The 14,739-nt window shown below is 64.5% G+C and carries 13 protein-coding genes; 4 read left to right on the forward strand and 9 right to left on the reverse strand.

Annotated features, from left to right (window positions below; genetic code table 11):
• Window positions 1-208: 208 nt before the first annotated feature.
• From ACVOLO_RS11060 to ACVOLO_RS11085, 6 genes are all read right to left on the reverse strand, one after another.
• Entirely contained in the window at window positions 209-2,713 is a 2,505-nt protein-coding gene (locus ACVOLO_RS11060; RefSeq protein WP_481570331.1) for a DNA topoisomerase I, read from the reverse strand.
• A gap of 189 nt (window positions 2,714-2,902) precedes the next feature.
• The gene (locus ACVOLO_RS11065; protein ID WP_481570332.1) at window positions 2,903-3,850 is read right to left on the reverse strand and encodes an RDD family protein; all 948 of its coding nucleotides are present in this window, start codon (window positions 3,848-3,850) and stop codon (window positions 2,903-2,905) included.
• A gap of 29 nt (window positions 3,851-3,879) precedes the next feature.
• The gene (locus ACVOLO_RS11070) at window positions 3,880-4,590 is read right to left on the reverse strand and encodes a GYF domain-containing protein (protein ID WP_481570333.1); all 711 of its coding nucleotides are present in this window, start codon (window positions 4,588-4,590) and stop codon (window positions 3,880-3,882) included.
• Window positions 4,591-4,625: 35 nt separating this feature from the next.
• A complete protein-coding gene (locus ACVOLO_RS11075) occupies window positions 4,626-5,099 on the reverse strand; it encodes a DUF494 family protein (RefSeq protein WP_481570334.1) in 474 nt (157 codons plus the stop codon).
• Window positions 5,100-5,143: 44 nt separating this feature from the next.
• Window positions 5,144-6,292, reverse strand: coding sequence for a DNA-processing protein DprA (gene dprA, locus ACVOLO_RS11080; RefSeq protein ID WP_481570335.1), 1,149 nt, complete (start codon window positions 6,290-6,292; stop codon window positions 5,144-5,146).
• 83 nt (window positions 6,293-6,375) lie between these two features.
• The gene (locus ACVOLO_RS11085) at window positions 6,376-7,500 is read right to left on the reverse strand and encodes a LysM peptidoglycan-binding domain-containing protein (protein WP_481570336.1); all 1,125 of its coding nucleotides are present in this window, start codon (window positions 7,498-7,500) and stop codon (window positions 6,376-6,378) included.
• Window positions 7,501-7,631: 131 nt separating this feature from the next.
• Here ACVOLO_RS11085 and def point away from each other — a divergent pair, with 131 nt between their 5' ends.
• The 4 genes from def to ACVOLO_RS11105 all read left to right on the forward strand — a co-directional run bounded on the left by def (window position 7,632) and on the right by ACVOLO_RS11105 (window position 11,521).
• Window positions 7,632-8,147: a peptide deformylase gene (gene def, locus ACVOLO_RS11090; protein WP_481570337.1), complete on the forward strand. Its 516-nt coding sequence runs from the start codon at window positions 7,632-7,634 to the stop codon at window positions 8,145-8,147.
• Window positions 8,148-8,332: 185 nt separating this feature from the next.
• The gene (fmt, locus tag ACVOLO_RS11095) at window positions 8,333-9,256 is read left to right on the forward strand and encodes a methionyl-tRNA formyltransferase (protein WP_481570338.1); all 924 of its coding nucleotides are present in this window, start codon (window positions 8,333-8,335) and stop codon (window positions 9,254-9,256) included.
• Between the two features lie 4 nt (window positions 9,257-9,260).
• Window positions 9,261-10,610, forward strand: coding sequence for a 16S rRNA (cytosine(967)-C(5))-methyltransferase RsmB (gene rsmB / locus ACVOLO_RS11100; RefSeq protein ID WP_481570339.1), 1,350 nt, complete (start codon window positions 9,261-9,263; stop codon window positions 10,608-10,610).
• Window positions 10,611-10,753: 143 nt separating this feature from the next.
• Complete coding sequence (locus ACVOLO_RS11105) at window positions 10,754-11,521, forward strand: glycosyltransferase family 25 protein (RefSeq protein WP_481570340.1); 768 nt, start codon at window positions 10,754-10,756, stop codon at window positions 11,519-11,521.
• A 5-nt stretch (window positions 11,522-11,526) separates the two neighbouring features.
• On the opposite strand, the gene ACVOLO_RS11110 is transcribed toward ACVOLO_RS11105, so the two are convergent.
• The 3 genes from ACVOLO_RS11110 to ACVOLO_RS11120 form a co-directional block, all read right to left on the reverse strand.
• Window positions 11,527-12,423, reverse strand: a complete 897-nt coding sequence (locus ACVOLO_RS11110; RefSeq protein ID WP_481570341.1) for a glycosyltransferase family 2 protein — start codon at window positions 12,421-12,423, stop codon at window positions 11,527-11,529.
• A complete protein-coding gene (locus tag ACVOLO_RS11115) occupies window positions 12,420-13,709 on the reverse strand; it encodes an O-antigen ligase family protein (protein ID WP_481570342.1) in 1,290 nt (429 codons plus the stop codon). The genes ACVOLO_RS11110 and ACVOLO_RS11115 overlap by 4 nt, the downstream gene beginning before the upstream one ends.
• Window positions 13,710-13,940: 231 nt before the next feature.
• Window positions 13,941-14,738: a glycosyltransferase family 2 protein gene (locus tag ACVOLO_RS11120; RefSeq protein WP_481570343.1), complete on the reverse strand. Its 798-nt coding sequence runs from the start codon at window positions 14,736-14,738 to the stop codon at window positions 13,941-13,943.
• Window position 14,739 lies beyond the last annotated feature (1 nt).

Here is a 14,739-nt window from a genome sequence, read left to right on the forward strand (position 1 = left end):
GGCCCGCGAAAGGGACGCAAAGCAAAGGCCGCCCGGTGGGCGGCTTGCTGCGGGTGCTGCGGATTATCCGCTTGTTGGCGGAGAAGGGCGATGAAGGCAGTGGCCGTGCATCTTGCCCTGGGGAGCTGGGCCAACCCTCATCCGTCCCCCGCCTTCGCGGGGGCAGGCTCTTCGGGCACCTTCTCCCGGAGGGAGAAGATGCGCTGGATCAGAACGGCGGTGCGTCGTCGGCGGCCGTATTCTTCACGGCCTTCTTGGCAACGGTCTTCTTGGTGGCTTTTTTCGCAGTCGCCTTCTTGGTTGCCGTTTTCTTGGTCGCGGCCTTCTTTGCCGGTGCCTTCTTGGCGGCAGCCTTTTTCGGCGCGGCTTCTTTCTTCACCGTGGTCTTCTTGGCAGCGGCCTTCTTGCCGAAACCCTTGCGCACCGGCTTGCCGGTCTCGGCCATCAGCTGCTCGACTTCGGCCAAGGTCAGCGAGGCCGGCTCGCGGTCCTTGGGAATCTTGCCGTTGAGCTTGCCGTCACTGATGTACGGGCCGAAGCGACCGTTCAACACCTGGATGTCCGAACCCTCGAACTCCTTGATGATGCGGTTGCGGGCAATTTCTTCCTTCTGCTCGACCAGGAAAATAGCGCGGGCCAGGTCGATCTTGTACGGGTCGTCTTCCTTGGTCAGCGAGGCATAGGTGCTGCCGCGCTTGGCAAACGGACCAAAGCGGCCGATGCCCACGGTGACTTCCTCGCCATTGGCGTCGGCACCGAGCTTGCGCGGCATGTCGAACAGCTTCAGCGCCTCCTCCAGCGAGATCGAGAAGATGCTCTGGCCCGGCTGCAGCGAGGCGAACTTGGGCTTGTCCTCGTCTTCAACGCTGCCGATCTGCACCATCGGGCCGAAGCGGCCGATGCGTGCGGTGACATCCTTGCCGCTGACCGGGTCCGGGCCCAGCACGCGCGCGCTGCCGGCGTCGGTGCGGTCCAGTGATTCGCTCTTGTCGGTGACCAGTTCCTTGAACGGCCCCCAGAAGCGCTCCATCAGCGGCACCCACTCTTCTTCGCCACGCGACACCGCATCCAGCTCGTCTTCGAGCTTGGCGGTGAAGTCGTAATCGACGTACTGGGTGAAGTGGCTGGACAGGAACTTGCTCACCGCGCGGCCCACGTCGGTGGGCTTGAAGCTGCGGCCTTCCATCTCGGTGTATTTGCGGAACAGCAGGGTCTGGATGATCGAGGCATAGGTGGACGGACGGCCGATGCCGTATTCCTCCAGCGCCTTCACCAGTGCCGCTTCGGTGTAACGCGGCGGCGGCTGGGTGAAGTGCTGCTCGGCCAGGATGCGGTCCAGCGGCACGCGGTCGCCGGGCTTCATCGCCGGCAGCTTGCGGCCTTCGTCATCGTCCTCGGCGTTCTTGGTGTCCTTGCCTTCCTCGTACACGGCCAGGAAGCCGGGCACGACCACGGTGGTGCCGCTGGCACGGAACACATGCTCGCTGCCGGCCGACAGATCAACGCTGACGGTGTTCAAGGTGGCCGGGATCATCTGGCAGGCGACGGCGCGCTTCCAGATCAGCTCATACAACTTGCGCTCGTCGTCGGTGAGGTACTTGCCCACCTGCGCCGGGGTGCGCAGCGCGGAGGTCGGGCGCACGGCTTCGTGGGCTTCCTGCGCGTTCTTGGATTTGGTGGTGTAGGTGTTGGGCTTGTCCGGCAGCGAACTGATGCCGTAATCGCGGGCGATCACGTCACGGATTTCGGCCAGCGCGTCCTGCGACAGGCTCACCGAGTCGGTACGCATGTACGAGATCAGGCCAACCGTGCCTTCATCGCCGATGTTCACGCCTTCATAGAGCTTCTGCGCCACCTGCATGGTCTTGCGGGTGGTGAAGCCGAGCTTGCGCGAGGCTTCCTGCTGCAGCGTGGAGGTGGTGAACGGCGCGGCCGGGCGGCGCTTGCGCTCCTTGCTGGCCACATCGGTGACGTGCAGCGCGCCCTGCGCGGCCTGCTGGATACGCAGGCGCGCGGCCTCGGCGGTGTCGCCGTCGGTCACCGTGAACTGCTCGAATTTCTGCCCGTCCAGCTTGATCAGGCGGGCATTGAAGTGCTGCGAGGGATGCGCGCAGGCGGCCTCGATGCTCCAGTATTCGCGCGAGATGAAGGCTTCAATCTCCTCCTCGCGCTCGACGATCATGCGCAATGCCGGGCTCTGCACGCGGCCGGCGGACAGGCCGCGCTGCACCTTGCGCCACAGCACCGGCGAGAGGTTGAAGCCGACCAGGTAGTCCAGCGCACGTCGTGCCTGCTGCGCATCGACCAGGTCACCGGCGATGGCGCGCGGCTGGGTCATGGCTTCCTTGATCGCGCGCGGGGTGATTTCGGTGAACACCACGCGCTGCATCGGCTTGCCGTCGGCCAAGCCGCGTTCTTTCAGGATCTCGGCAATATGCCAGCTGATCGCCTCACCCTCGCGGTCCGGGTCGGTCGCCAGGAAGATGTCGTCGGCGCCCTTTGCGGCTTTCGCGATGGCCTCGACATGCTTCTCGTTCTTTTCAATAAGGTCGTAGCGCATGGCGAAACCGTTGTCCGGATCGACCGCGCCTTCCTTGGGAACCAGATCACGCACGTGCCCATACGAGGCCAGGACGGTGAAGTCCTTGCCGAGGTATTTGTTGATCGTCTTGGCCTTGGCCGGCGATTCGACGATGAGCAGGTGCTTGGGCATGTCAGTACTTTCTTGGGGCGGAAAGCGCCCCTGTGGGGGCGCTAGGGTGGCGTAAACCGGCACGATAGTGAAGCCGGTGTCGCCGATATGCATAGATCAACGCCCGGGCAGGGGCCCGGGCGTTCAGCTTGTGGCTATAGAGGAATCACGCCGGGGCGGCTGCTGTCAAGCGCCGCCCGGCGTTTTCGCTCAGGCGTTGTAGCCGGAGGAGGCGCCGACGGCGATGGCAACGATCATCAGCACCACCGAGGCCGCCAGCAGCAGGCCGACCAGCGACAGCACCACGATGGTCACCGTGCCCAGGCCGCGCTCCTGCCACTCCGGGTGCTCGGTGAAGGCCCATTTGTCCACCACGACGGTGTCGCAGATCATGTCATGCAGGCCCTGCTTGCGCTCGGTGACGCCCACCATGATCGCCGACACCAGCATGGCGATACCGCAGGTGACCAGCGCCAGGCCGGCCATGGCGATGTAGCGCAGGAACGCGCGCCAGAAGCTGATGCGTTCGCCATTGGCGCGCACCACCTTGGCCCCCACCGCCAACTTGCCAAGGCTGGCCATGTTGGTGGACGACTGCATCCAGCCGAAATAGATCGCCGGCACCAGGATGCAGATGGCGTAATAGAGTGCGTAGAAGACCAGCATCGCGCTGACGCTGGCCATTTCCGAGCCGGCCATGTTGATCAGGCTCACGCCCATCACCAGCGCCAACGGAATCAGCAGTGCGTAGGAAAGTACGCCGGTGACCAGGCTGTCGATGGTCGAAGCGGCGAAGCGGCGCAGGAAGCCGGCATGGACGATGTCGCCACCGGCCACCACATGGCTCGTATCCAGGGTGATGCTGCCCGGCGCGGCATACGGGGAGTGCGCGGTAGGCGCTGACAGGATTGCCGGCTCCGGCGCGGTGCCGTTTTCGATGGCGGCGTAATCGCCACGCAGGTCAATGCCGGTCGTCGCCTGTACCAACAGCTGCAGTTCCTCGGCCACGGCCGACAGCGGCTGCCATTGCGACATGCCTTCACGCCATGCCAGCGTGGTCAGATCAAGTTCGCCCTGGCGGAATTTCTCGCGGATTGCGCCGGCATCCACCGGCCCGTGCCGTTCGCGCTGGGCGTCGGCGTAGTACCACTCAGTCATTTCAGTCCCCGTAGAAGTTCTGGCCCGGCTCAGCCCCGGCAGCCGTAAGGTAGGTGTTCGTCGGCCACATCGGAGGTGCACCTCCAGGTGGCGGACTGCGTATCGTAGTCGAGCCAGATGGATTTTCCGTCAAGCATTTTCTTGTCGGGCATGTGCAGGCGGGCTTCCAGCCCGCAATGGCCGCCGACGAAATCGCCGAAATAGACCTGCGAAATGCCTTCGCCCGCGTAGCTGTCCGGGCTGTCAAAGCCTTCATCCCGGTTGTTCGGGCATCGCGCGTTGTCGGCGACAAACTGCGCCACCTGGATTTTCAACGGAAGCAGCTGGGCCTCCACGGCTGTAATCCGTGAGCGCAGCACATACTGCTGATAGGCGGGGAATGCGATGGCGGCCAGCAACCCGCCGATGGTCAGCACCGCCAGGCCGATCACTGCGGCAATGACACCGACCACGACCCAGCCGGAGTTGGCCGGCTTGCGTGCTTGCGTGGGCTGGGCCGGCGCGTGGCCCTGCAACGGCGGTGGCAGCGGCGGCATGGTGGCCGGGATGGCCAGCGGCTTCAGGCCGGGCAGCCCGAGTTCGCTGGCGAAATCGCGCAGTGGTTGCCAGCCGGCGGCGCCTTCGCGCCAGACCAGCGTGTCAATGGAGATGCGGCCTTCACGGAACAGGGCAAGCAAGTCGTCAGCCGCTACGGGACCGCGACGCTCGCTGTTGCCCTCAGCGTAGAACCATTGGCTCACGGGTCTTCCTCATGCGTCCATGCATGGCGTGAGGCTCAGTGCAGGGGTTCGGGTTCGTCAAGGAACATCTGGGTTTCCATCCAGGCGTAGGCCGCTTCGGCACCTGGCTGGTTGAACAGCACCATCAGTACAACCCATTTCAGGTCGTCCAGATCCAGCTCGTCCTGATCCAGCGCCATGGCGCGGTCGAGCACCAGCTCGCGTTGATCGGCGTCCAGGATGCCCTGCTGCTCCAGAAACAGCAGGAAACCGCGGCATTCCATGTCCAGCTTGTCCAGCTCGGGGCCATGGAACACGCGCACCGGCCCATCGACCCGGCCCTGGGCCACGGCCGGACGGTGTTCGGCCAGGGCGTCGAGCCAGTCGAATGCCTTGCTGATTTCGGTGGGACTGAAGCCGGCCTGGATCAGGCCATTCTGTAGCGAGTCGCGGTCCCGGATGAGGTCGGCGTCCTCGCTGAAATAGTGTTCAAACAGGTAAAGCAGGACGTCCAGAATGCTCTCTTTCATTGCCCCTCGGCCTGCGCCATCGGCGCTGTGGAGGTGAAGAAACTTTAGTTGCGAGTGTAACGACCGTGCAGGGACGACACGCTTCCTTCAAGTTCCATGACCAGCAGCATGGAGGACAGGCTGGCGGCCGTCAATCCAGTGCGTTCGATCAATGAATCCATACCGGTGGGGTCGAAGCCCAGTGCATTCCACAAGCGCTGGTAGTCGGCATCCGGCAGGGCGGGCGTCGGGCGGGAACCGGCCGACGCACAGGAGGTGGGGCCTTGCAGGCGGCTTTGCAAGGCACTGCCCAATTCCCCGGCCAGGTTGGCGACACCTTCAAGAATGTCGGCCGGGCGTCCGACCAGGGAGGCACCTTCGCGGATCAGGCGATGACAGCCCAGAGCCATCGGGTTGTGGATGGAGCCGGGCAGGGCGAAGACTTCCCGGCCGGCCTCGCAGGCCAGCCGCGCGGTGATCAGGGCGCCGGAGCGCTCGGCGGCCTCGATCACCACCGTTCCCAGGCTGAGAGCCGCCAGCAGCCGGTTGCGCGCCGGGAACTGGCCGCTGCGCGGTGGAGTGCCGGGCAGGTACTCACTGACCACCGCTCCCTGCGTGGCGACCTGCGCCTGCAGTTCCCGGTGATGGCGTGGATAGATCACGTCCGGGCCGGTGCCGACCACGGCGTAGGTGAGCCCGCCGCAGGCCAGCGCGGCGCGATGCGCAGCGGCATCAATGCCGGCTGCCAGCCCGCTGGCGATGGTGAGCCCGCCCTGGGCCAGTTCGGCAGCGAAATCACGGGCGTTGTCGCGGCCGCCAGGGCTGGGGGCGCGGCTGCCAACGACGGCGATGGCCGGCGTCCACAGGCAGGTGGGGTTGCCGGCGATGAACAGGGCCAGGGGCGGATTCGGGCTGTCACGCAGCAGCGGCGGGTAGTCCGGGTCGGCCCAGCCAAGCAGGTGATGGCCGGGTGCGGCAAGCCAGGTCAGCGCGGTTTCCAGTGCTGCCTGATCGGGATGGGCAAGGGCGTGGCATTGCTCGGCAGAGCAGCCGGCGGTGCGCCAGGCGTCCACGCCTGCGGCAAGTGCCGCGGCTGGATGGTCGAACTGTTCCAGAAGTTTGCGCAGGGGTGACAGCGCTCCGCCGACAAGCACGAGGGAGAGCAGGGCGGTGTGGTGCGCGGCGGCGGTGCTGGCATGGGCGGGTGAAGACATCCGCTCAGGGTCTGGCGCAAACAACGACGGCGCCCTCGGGCGCCGTCGTTTCACAACATCGGGGTTTCCCCCCTTTGTGCTTCTTACTGTGCGTCGGGATGCTTCAGCTCGTAGCCCAGGCGGGTCGGCTTGGTGCCTTCCATGATCAGCGCGTAGCTGACCTTGTCGAACGTGCGGAACACCATTGCATGCCCGGCATATTCATCCGGCAACGAAACGCGGCCGGCACCCTTGCGCAGTCCGTCATCGGCGCGCGAGGTGTCCATGCGGGCGACGCGGTCGTTGATGTGGCTGCCGCTGCGCCAGATCGAGAACACAGTGCCGTTGTCGATGCCCTCGCGTGCGCCGCCGGAAATGGCGATCACATCGCGCGGGCCTCCGGACGTGAACGTGTCGCTGATCGCCAGGACGCGCAGCTGGCCATCGGCCACCGGGGTGGCTGGGGCGTGCGGGATGAACTGCAGGTCGTAGGGCTGGGCCTGCAACGGCATCAGCCGGTCACCGGCACGGACTTCACGGCCGCTGTCTTCCAGGCGCAGGGTCGACGCTTCGGTGTCGCCGCCGGCCAAATGGGTCACGGTGCCGATGTTGACCTGTGCCAGTTCGTAGCCAAGGAATTCACCGCGGCCGTTGGTGGCCTCGTAGTCCTTCCACAGGCTGCCCAGGCCGGGCGTGGTGTTGCCACGTGCGTCCAGGTCATCGCTGGGCTTGGATTGGCCGTAACGGAAGGTTGGGCGCACCACCAGGAAGCGCTGGCCCGGCTGTGCGTCCTGCAGGCCGACCACATACGCCTGATGCCCGGCACTGGCGCGCATGCGGTTGTCTTCCAGCCCGACCACATAAGGAAGGTGCTTGAAGCTGTCCATGACGGTCAGATTCTTCAGGAAGGGTTCAACGTCCGACAACGGAATGGCGTTGATTGGTGCTTCCTGGCGCGGGCCGGGCTGGGCGGTTACCCGGTCCAGGTAGGCAAGGCTCAGTACGTCACCCGGATAGATCAGGTGTGGATTCTTCACCTGCGGGTTTGCCTGCCAGATTTCCGGCCAAAGCCACGGCTTTTTCAGGAAACGGGCCGAAATGTCCCACAAAGTGTCACCCTTGCGCACCACGTAGGTGTCAGGGTGGGTGCCGTTCATTTCCACGGCGACGGCATAGGTCGTGACGGTCAGCAGCGCCGCGGCGGCGACCGTACGGAATTGTTTCAACATGATTGCGATCTGCCTGATTCCCCAACAGGTTGGCGCACTATATTCCAGAAAGCGGGGCGCCGGGCAAGCGCAAGCGGTAGAATTGGGACGTCTTGCCGAAATAAGCGGCATCCCGTCTATTGGTACTCCCCATGGCCCTCCTGCCCATTCTCGAATTCCCGGACCCGCGGCTGCGCACCAAGGCTGCGCTGGTCGAGACTGCCGAAGTGACCACTCCGGCCTTCCAGCAACTGATTGATGACATGTTCCAGACCATGTACGACGCCCCCGGCATCGGCCTGGCTGCCAGCCAGGTGGATGTGCATCAGCGCTTCATGGTCATCGACGTCAGTGAAGAACACGACGTTCCGATGGTTTTCATCAATCCGCAGATCGTCAGCGCCAGTGATGGCGGGCGTGTCTATCAGGAAGGCTGCCTGTCCGTGCCTGGCATCTATGCCGACGTGACCCGCGCCGATTCCATCGTGGTGCGTTTCCTCGACCGTGCCGGCAAGGAGCAGGAGCTGGCCGCCGATGGCCTGCTGGCTACCTGCATCCAGCACGAAATGGACCACCTGGACGGTAAGTTGTTCATCGACTACCTCTCGCCGCTCAAGCGCGAGATGGTGCGCAAGAAGCTGGCCAAGCAGCGCAAGCACGTAGCCTGAGTGCCGGGATTGGGGAGGCCGGGATTGGGGATGGGTGAAGGCGCGCATTGCTGCGTCTTTTCCAGTTCCGATGTTCCGTCCTGTATCCCTGATCTGCATGTTGTTTTCTTTGATTCGAGACTGGCATCCGGCGCCGGTGCGGTGCTTTTGCCAGTCCCGAATCCCGAATCCCGAATCCCTGCTCAATGAAAATCGTCTTCGCCGGTACACCGGAATTCGCCGTCGCCTCGCTGGCCGCAGCCGCCCGCCATCACGAAGTGGTGGCCGTTTATACGCAGCCGGACCGTCCGGCAGGCCGTGGCCGTGGGCTGATGCCTTCGCCGGTCAAGCTTGATGCCATTGCCCGCGGCATTCCGGTGTTCCAGCCCGAATCGCTGAAGACGCCTGAAGCCCAGCAGCAATTGCGCGACCTGCAGCCGGACCTGATGATCGTGGTGGCCTACGGCCTGATCCTGCCCAAGGCAGTGCTGGCCATTCCCACCCATGGGTGCTGGAACGTGCACGCTTCGCTGCTGCCGCGTTGGCGTGGTGCGGCGCCCATCCAGCGTGCGATCGAGGCCGGCGATGCCGAAACCGGGGTGTGCCTGATGCAGATGGAAGCGGGCCTGGATACTGGCCCGGTGCTGTTGCACCAGAGCACGCCGATCAGTGACAGCGACACCGGCGGCCAGTTGCATGACCGCCTGGCCGAACTGGGTGCGCAGGTGCTGTCCGATGGCCTGGGCCTGCTGCGGGCCGGTATCAAGCCGATTGCGCGTCCGCAGCCGGAAGCGGGCGTCACTTATGCGCACAAGCTGGACAAGGCCGAGGCTCGCCTGGACTGGAGCCAGGACGCAGCGGCGCTGGCGCGCAAGGTGCGCGCGTTCAATCCCTGGCCGGTCGCCGAGGCGACCCTGGCCGGTGAGCGTGTCCGTATCCACGGCGCCATCGCCGTTGAAGGTAAGGCCGGCATGGCACCGGGTACGGTGATTGCCGCTTCGCGCGAAGGCATCGATATCGCCTGCGGCCAGGATGCCCTGCGCCTGCGCGTGGTGCAGCGTGAGGGCGGCAAGGCGATTACGGCGGCCGATTATCTCAATGCCCGGCGCGACCTGAAGGTCGAGGGCTGAGCGGATGGCTGCTGCAACAACGTCTACACCGTGGGGCAACAGGGGGGCGGCACAAGCGCCGGGCGTGCAGACCCGCGCGCTGGCGGCCAAGGTGCTGGCGGCGGTGCTTGGGCGTGGCCGTTCGCTGAAGGCCGAGCTGTCCACGGCGCTGCCCAAACTCGACGACAGCCGCGACCGCGCGTTGCTGGAAGCCATCTGTTTCGCCGCACTGCGGCGCCGTGCCGCCTACGACAAAGCTCTTGGGCAATGGCTGCAGAAGCCGCTGGGCCCACGCGAAGCGGATCTGCGTGGCCTGTTGATGGCGGGCTTCGCGCAGTTGGACGTGCTGCAGCTGCCGGCGCATGCGGCGTTGTCGGCAACGGTGGATGCGGCGCGTGCGCTGGGGCGCGAGCGTCAGGCCGGGCTGGTCAACGCGGTGCTGCGCCGTGCCCAGCGCGAAGGCTTTGCCGAAGCACGCGCTGAAGACGCCTGGCCGCAGTGGCTGCTGAAACGGGTGCGGCACGATTGGCCGCAGCATGCCGATGCGATCTTCGCCAACAGCCTGCAGCCGGCGCCCTTGTGGCTGCGGGTAAACCGCCAGCAGCACAGTCGTGATGCCTATCTGGCACGTCTGCATGAAGCGGGTATCGAAGCAGTCGCCGAACCGGCATCGGCTGATGCGATTCGTTTGCCGGTTGCGGTGCCGGTCGCCAGCCTGCCGGGTTTCGCGCAGGGTGCGGTGTCGGTACAGGATCTGTCCGCGCAGCAGGTGGCCGATGCCTTGTCGCCTGCCGCGGGCGCGCGCGTGCTAGATGCCTGCGCAGCGCCAGGTGGCAAAGCGGCCCATCTGCTTGAGCGCGACCCTGCGTTGCGCCTGGTGGCACTGGATGTGGATGCGCGCCGCCTGCAGCGCATCCGCGAAACCTTCGCGCGCACCGGCGTGGGCGCCCAGGCACAGGTGCAGGCCGCCGATGCGGCGGATATCGCCGCCTGGTGGGATGGCGAGGTGTTTGACGCAGTGCTGTTGGATGCTCCCTGTTCGGCCACCGGCATCATCCGCCGCCAGCCTGACGTGCTGTTGCACCGGCGTGCCGAAGACATCACCGCGCTGGCCGCTCTCCAGGCACGTCTGCTTGATGCGCTGTGGCAGGTGCTGCGTCCTGGCGGCGTGCTGCTGTACTCGACCTGCTCGATCCTGCGTCGTGAAAACGCACAACAGGTTTCAGAATTTCTCGCACGTACGCCGGATGCGCGGCTGGAGCCGCTCGCCGAGGTGCTGGGCCATGAAGATGGTGGCTGCCGCCAGCGCCTGCCCGGTGAGCGTGAGGGTGATGGGTTCTTTTATGCGCGGCTGGTGAAGTCGTTTGTAACCTGAGTTTTATGTAGTTGCTTTTTTGATTGGCTGCAGGGTGATTGTGGTGTGTCGTTATCCTGTATGGAGACGCCGTACTAAAAACAACTGCCAGAATGATCGGAGCGTTTTATAGCTCCATCTCGCCTTTTCCCTAGAGCGAATGAATGTCCCGGCCTTCGTCTGACCTGTCGTTTTACGTCATCAACCTGCCCGCATCGATTGATCGTCGCGCATCAATGCAGCGCCAGGCGGAAGCGTTGGGCCTGGAGATGCATTTCTCCGAGGCGGTGAACGGGCATCAGCCACATCCCTTGTTTTCGCATGTCGATGAAAAAAAGCGCCTGGCCTGCAAGGGCCGGGCGTTTCGGCCGGGTGAGGTGGGGTGTTGGGCCAGCCACTATCAGTTGTGGCAGCGTTGCGTGGAAATCGGCCGGCCGATCATCGTGCTGGAGGACGACACCGTCCTTGCTTCCGTCGTGGTGGAAATACTGCGGGCATTGCCTCAGCTACCGAAGGAAGTGGAGTATTTCCGCTTGAATGCCAAGAACCGCCCCAGCACTCCGTGGTGGCGGTTCGGTGAGTTTGTTCTGCACCGCTATTGGCGTAGCCCGCTTGGTGCGTTTGGTTACTATCTGGCGCCCTCTGCGGCGGAGAAATTCCTGCGCCATGCAGGGGATTGGATACTGCCGGTGGATGACTACATGGATCTGGCCTGGCTGCACGGCGTGGACTGCCTGGGCCTGAAACCTGGCGTGGTCAGCACGGGAGGCGTGTTTGACTCCACCATCCGCGCGGAGGGCAAACGGAAGCCATCGCTAGGCCTGCGTGGTTGGGTGAGTCGAGAGCTCTACCGGGCCACCCTGAGCGTGCGATGGTTCTTGCACAATCTGCCCCACCGCCTGCGAAGGCCTCTTGCCGCCGACGGCAAGTAGTGCTTTCAGGCGCGCGTATCGCGCCCCGGCATCCAGTCGAGGGAGAGCAGCGCTGCCCATGCCGCGCATCCCCATGCGGCCCATTTGACCGCATGCCTGCGGCGCAGCAGCAGGCTGTACAGCAGCATTGCGGGGACAGAGGCTGTCAGAAGCTTGGCCAGGTGCCAGCGGGCGGCGCTGGCTCCCACATAACGGCCAATGGCAATCTGCCGTGACCGCGCATAGTGGAAGCGCTTGATGAACTCAGTCCGCAGGCTGGACGTGGATGAGGCGCCGCCCTTGTGGAGGCTTCGCGCGGCCGGCTCCAGCAGGCAGGTATAGCCGGCCTTGGCCATGCGCAGGCACAGGTCGTCGTCTTCGTAATACAGGAAGAAGATTTCGTCGAAGCCTCCGATCTGGCGGAAGGCGCTGACCCGGACCAATTGGCAGCAGCCGTGGATCCAATCGGCCTGGATGACACGATCGGGGATGTCGCGGACGTTGCAGTTGTGGGATTTGAAGAACGCGTCGCGGTGGGATATCTGCGGCACGGTGTCGCTGCGCCAGTTCTGTGGCCCGACCAGGCCGGCATTCGGATGGTGCTGCATGCATTCCAGCAGACGTTGTACATCGGCTGGAGCGATGGCGCAGTCCGGATTGAGCAGCAGTGCGAAAGGTGTCTGGACGGTGGCCATCGCCTGGTTGTTGGCGCTGCCAAACCCCGCATTGGACGTGCGCGCGATGACCTTGGCATGAGGAATCAGCCGCGCAGCATGCGTGACAGTGCCGTCGGTACTGGCATTGTCGATGATGGTGACGTTGTGAAACGGCGCCAGGGTGCTGGCCATGGCCTCCAGGATGGCAGCGCTGTTGTAGGTAACGCATACAACAGTGACGTCGTCGAGGTGGGGGCCGGAACTCATGCCGTGGTTACTTTCGCTCTGACGCTGCGATACCAGGGGAACGCACCTGTTGGTATGCAGGCCACCAGCAGGATGAAGACATGTCGATGGGTGAAGTTGCTCCACAGTCCGTTGGCCATGCCCGCAGCGACATAGATGATCACGATGCTGGCGAGGATACCCTTCTGAGGATTACCCAATGTTGACGCATGGTAGGCAAGGCCAGCCAGCAGCAAGGTGAAGACGAGCAGCCCGGCGATACCTTCCTCGGCCAGGATGAGCAGAAACTCCTGGTGCGGATGGCCGGTGATGAACGGGGCCGAATCCGGGATGGCACGCATCTGCTCCAGATAGATGGGCTCCCACTGGTTCAGGCCATGCCCGAACACGGGGGCGTCGGCAATGATCGGCAGCGTGTGCTCCCACAGCCAAAGCCGGATGCCGCTGGAGGTCGCCTCCTGGGTATCCAGGTAGCCATCGACTTCTGCAGTGACGGCGCTGACCATGCGTTCGCGGATGCCGGGTGTCGACCACAGGGCCGAGATGGTCAGCACGGCCAGCAGCGTGCTGACGGCAAGGGTGCGCCAACCACTGATGTAGTGGGTGACCAGGCGGTAGATCCAGTACAGCAGCAGCGGCAGCAGCACCAGGTAGGTGGTCCGGCTCTGGATGAGCAGCACCACGTTGCACAGCACGACGGCCGCCAGCATCAGCAGGGTCGCGCGCAGCCGCCGGGAAGGGCTCTGCAATGCGACGGCCACCAGCATCGACGTCAGGATCAGGCTTGCCAGACCCTGCTGGGTGTATTCCTTGAAAACCGTATTGCGCATCGTCGGTAGGGTCTCGGCGACCGCGCGCTGGGGAATCACCCCAAACTGCATCAGGTACGAAATCACCACCACCACGCCTGCGGCGATGGCAAAGGCCAACAGGGCCCGCCAGCGCCAGCGCGAATCGTGCAGCAGGCTGGCCATCAAGGCCGGGTAGATGCAACTCCATAGGGACGATTCGCGGTAAGCGTCGCTGCCATGGACAAGGGTTGCATGCGTTGCGCTCGCGAACAGCACGACAAACCAGACCAGAAAGCCGATGACCACCGGCTCCCGCAGGGCAGCCTGCCAGCGACTGCGGACATCGGTACCCAGCAGCGAAAAAAGCAGGCTGAGAATGATCAGCGCGGTGGTGGCCGGCTTGTTGATGGGGGCAGCAAACAGGCTGAGGGCGGCGCACCATTGCCCGGCGGTCAGCAGGCCAGCGCGGAATCGCCGCAATGCCGGGGTCGGGGAAAGCGCAGGGAGGTCATTCACGTGATGGGATTACACCGGAAAGACGCTCAGGGCGTCGCTGGAAGGGGGGCAGCGATACCAAACAGTGGCCACCCGACAGCCAGTCTGACTCTGAATCACGGCGCTTGCGGATTCTAGCGATGGCCCCAGCCGTCTTCAATGCGGCAGGCGGTTGATCAAACGCCCCATACAGGCCGTGTTCCGGGAAAGAGGCCCGTATCCTACGGACCATCTATCTGCCACGGCAGGGCTTCATGCCAACGGCTGCCTGTTCTGCAGCAGCCACAGCATGATGGCCTTCTGGCGCACATAGTTGGCACTGACGAAAGCCTCGATCAGGCCGGGCCAGCCGTCCAGGAAGCCGCGTTTGAACACATAACTGCGGAAAAAACGCCACGAGGGGGAGATGATCAGCTTGCCCAGGCTGGCGCGTTTGCCGCGGCTGAATTCGTATTCGGCCATCATTCGCGCGTACTTCTGCTTCTTGTCCAGCAACTGCAGGAAGCTGCGATAGGGATGGTGCAGCAGGTCCCCCTTGAGCAGGGCGACGGGACCATCGACCGAGACGGCCTCGTGGATCTCACGGTCACCGCGCCAGCCGCCGTGGCGGCGGTCGAACAGGCGCAGCACCCGGTCAGGGTAGGCGGTGCCATGGCGCAGGAAGCGGCCGAAATACTCCGAGCAGCGGGCAAAGCGGTAACCCTTGGCCCGTGGGAAGCCTGCATCGCGTTCGGCTTCGATGGCCGCACGCAGCGCCGGGTCGACCCGCTCGTCGGCGTCCAGGCACAGTACCCAGTCGTTGCGGGCCTGCTCCACGCAGAACGCCTTCTGGCTGCGGAAGCCATCAAAGGCACGCTGCAGTACCCGCGCCCCGGCCGCTTCGGCCACCGGCACGGTGGCGTCGGTGGAGAACGAATCCACCACCACGATCTCGTCGCAGAACGCCAACGAGGCCAGGCAGTCGCCAATCCGGTCGGCTTCGTTGAAGGCGATGATGCAGGCCGATACGCGAGGGCGGCTGCTCGGGGAGCTGGACGAAGAGTGGGGCATG

This window comes from Stenotrophomonas sp. STEN056 (assembly GCF_056759635.1).

Excerpts from the sequence above, each read along its gene's own strand:
- ACVOLO_RS11060 (WP_481570331.1), bottom strand. The coding sequence starts at position 2,713 with ATGCCCAAGCACCTGCTCATCGTCGAATCGCCGGCCAAGGCCAAGACG.
- ACVOLO_RS11065 (WP_481570332.1), bottom strand. The coding sequence starts at position 3,850 with ATGACTGAGTGGTACTACGCCGACGCCCAGCGCGAACGGCACGGGCCG.
- ACVOLO_RS11075 (WP_481570334.1), bottom strand. The coding sequence starts at position 5,099 with ATGAAAGAGAGCATTCTGGACGTCCTGCTTTACCTGTTTGAACACTAT.
- dprA (WP_481570335.1), bottom strand. The coding sequence starts at position 6,292 with ATGTCTTCACCCGCCCATGCCAGCACCGCCGCCGCGCACCACACCGCC.
- ACVOLO_RS11085 (WP_481570336.1), bottom strand. The coding sequence starts at position 7,500 with ATGTTGAAACAATTCCGTACGGTCGCCGCCGCGGCGCTGCTGACCGTC.
- def (WP_481570337.1), top strand. The coding sequence starts at position 7,632 with ATGGCCCTCCTGCCCATTCTCGAATTCCCGGACCCGCGGCTGCGCACC.
- fmt (WP_481570338.1), top strand. The coding sequence starts at position 8,333 with ATGAAAATCGTCTTCGCCGGTACACCGGAATTCGCCGTCGCCTCGCTG.
- rsmB (WP_481570339.1), top strand. The coding sequence starts at position 9,261 with ATGGCTGCTGCAACAACGTCTACACCGTGGGGCAACAGGGGGGCGGCA.
- ACVOLO_RS11105 (WP_481570340.1), top strand. The coding sequence starts at position 10,754 with ATGTCCCGGCCTTCGTCTGACCTGTCGTTTTACGTCATCAACCTGCCC.
- ACVOLO_RS11110 (WP_481570341.1), bottom strand. The coding sequence starts at position 12,423 with ATGAGTTCCGGCCCCCACCTCGACGACGTCACTGTTGTATGCGTTACC.
- ACVOLO_RS11120 (WP_481570343.1), bottom strand. The coding sequence starts at position 14,738 with ATGCCCCACTCTTCGTCCAGCTCCCCGAGCAGCCGCCCTCGCGTATCG.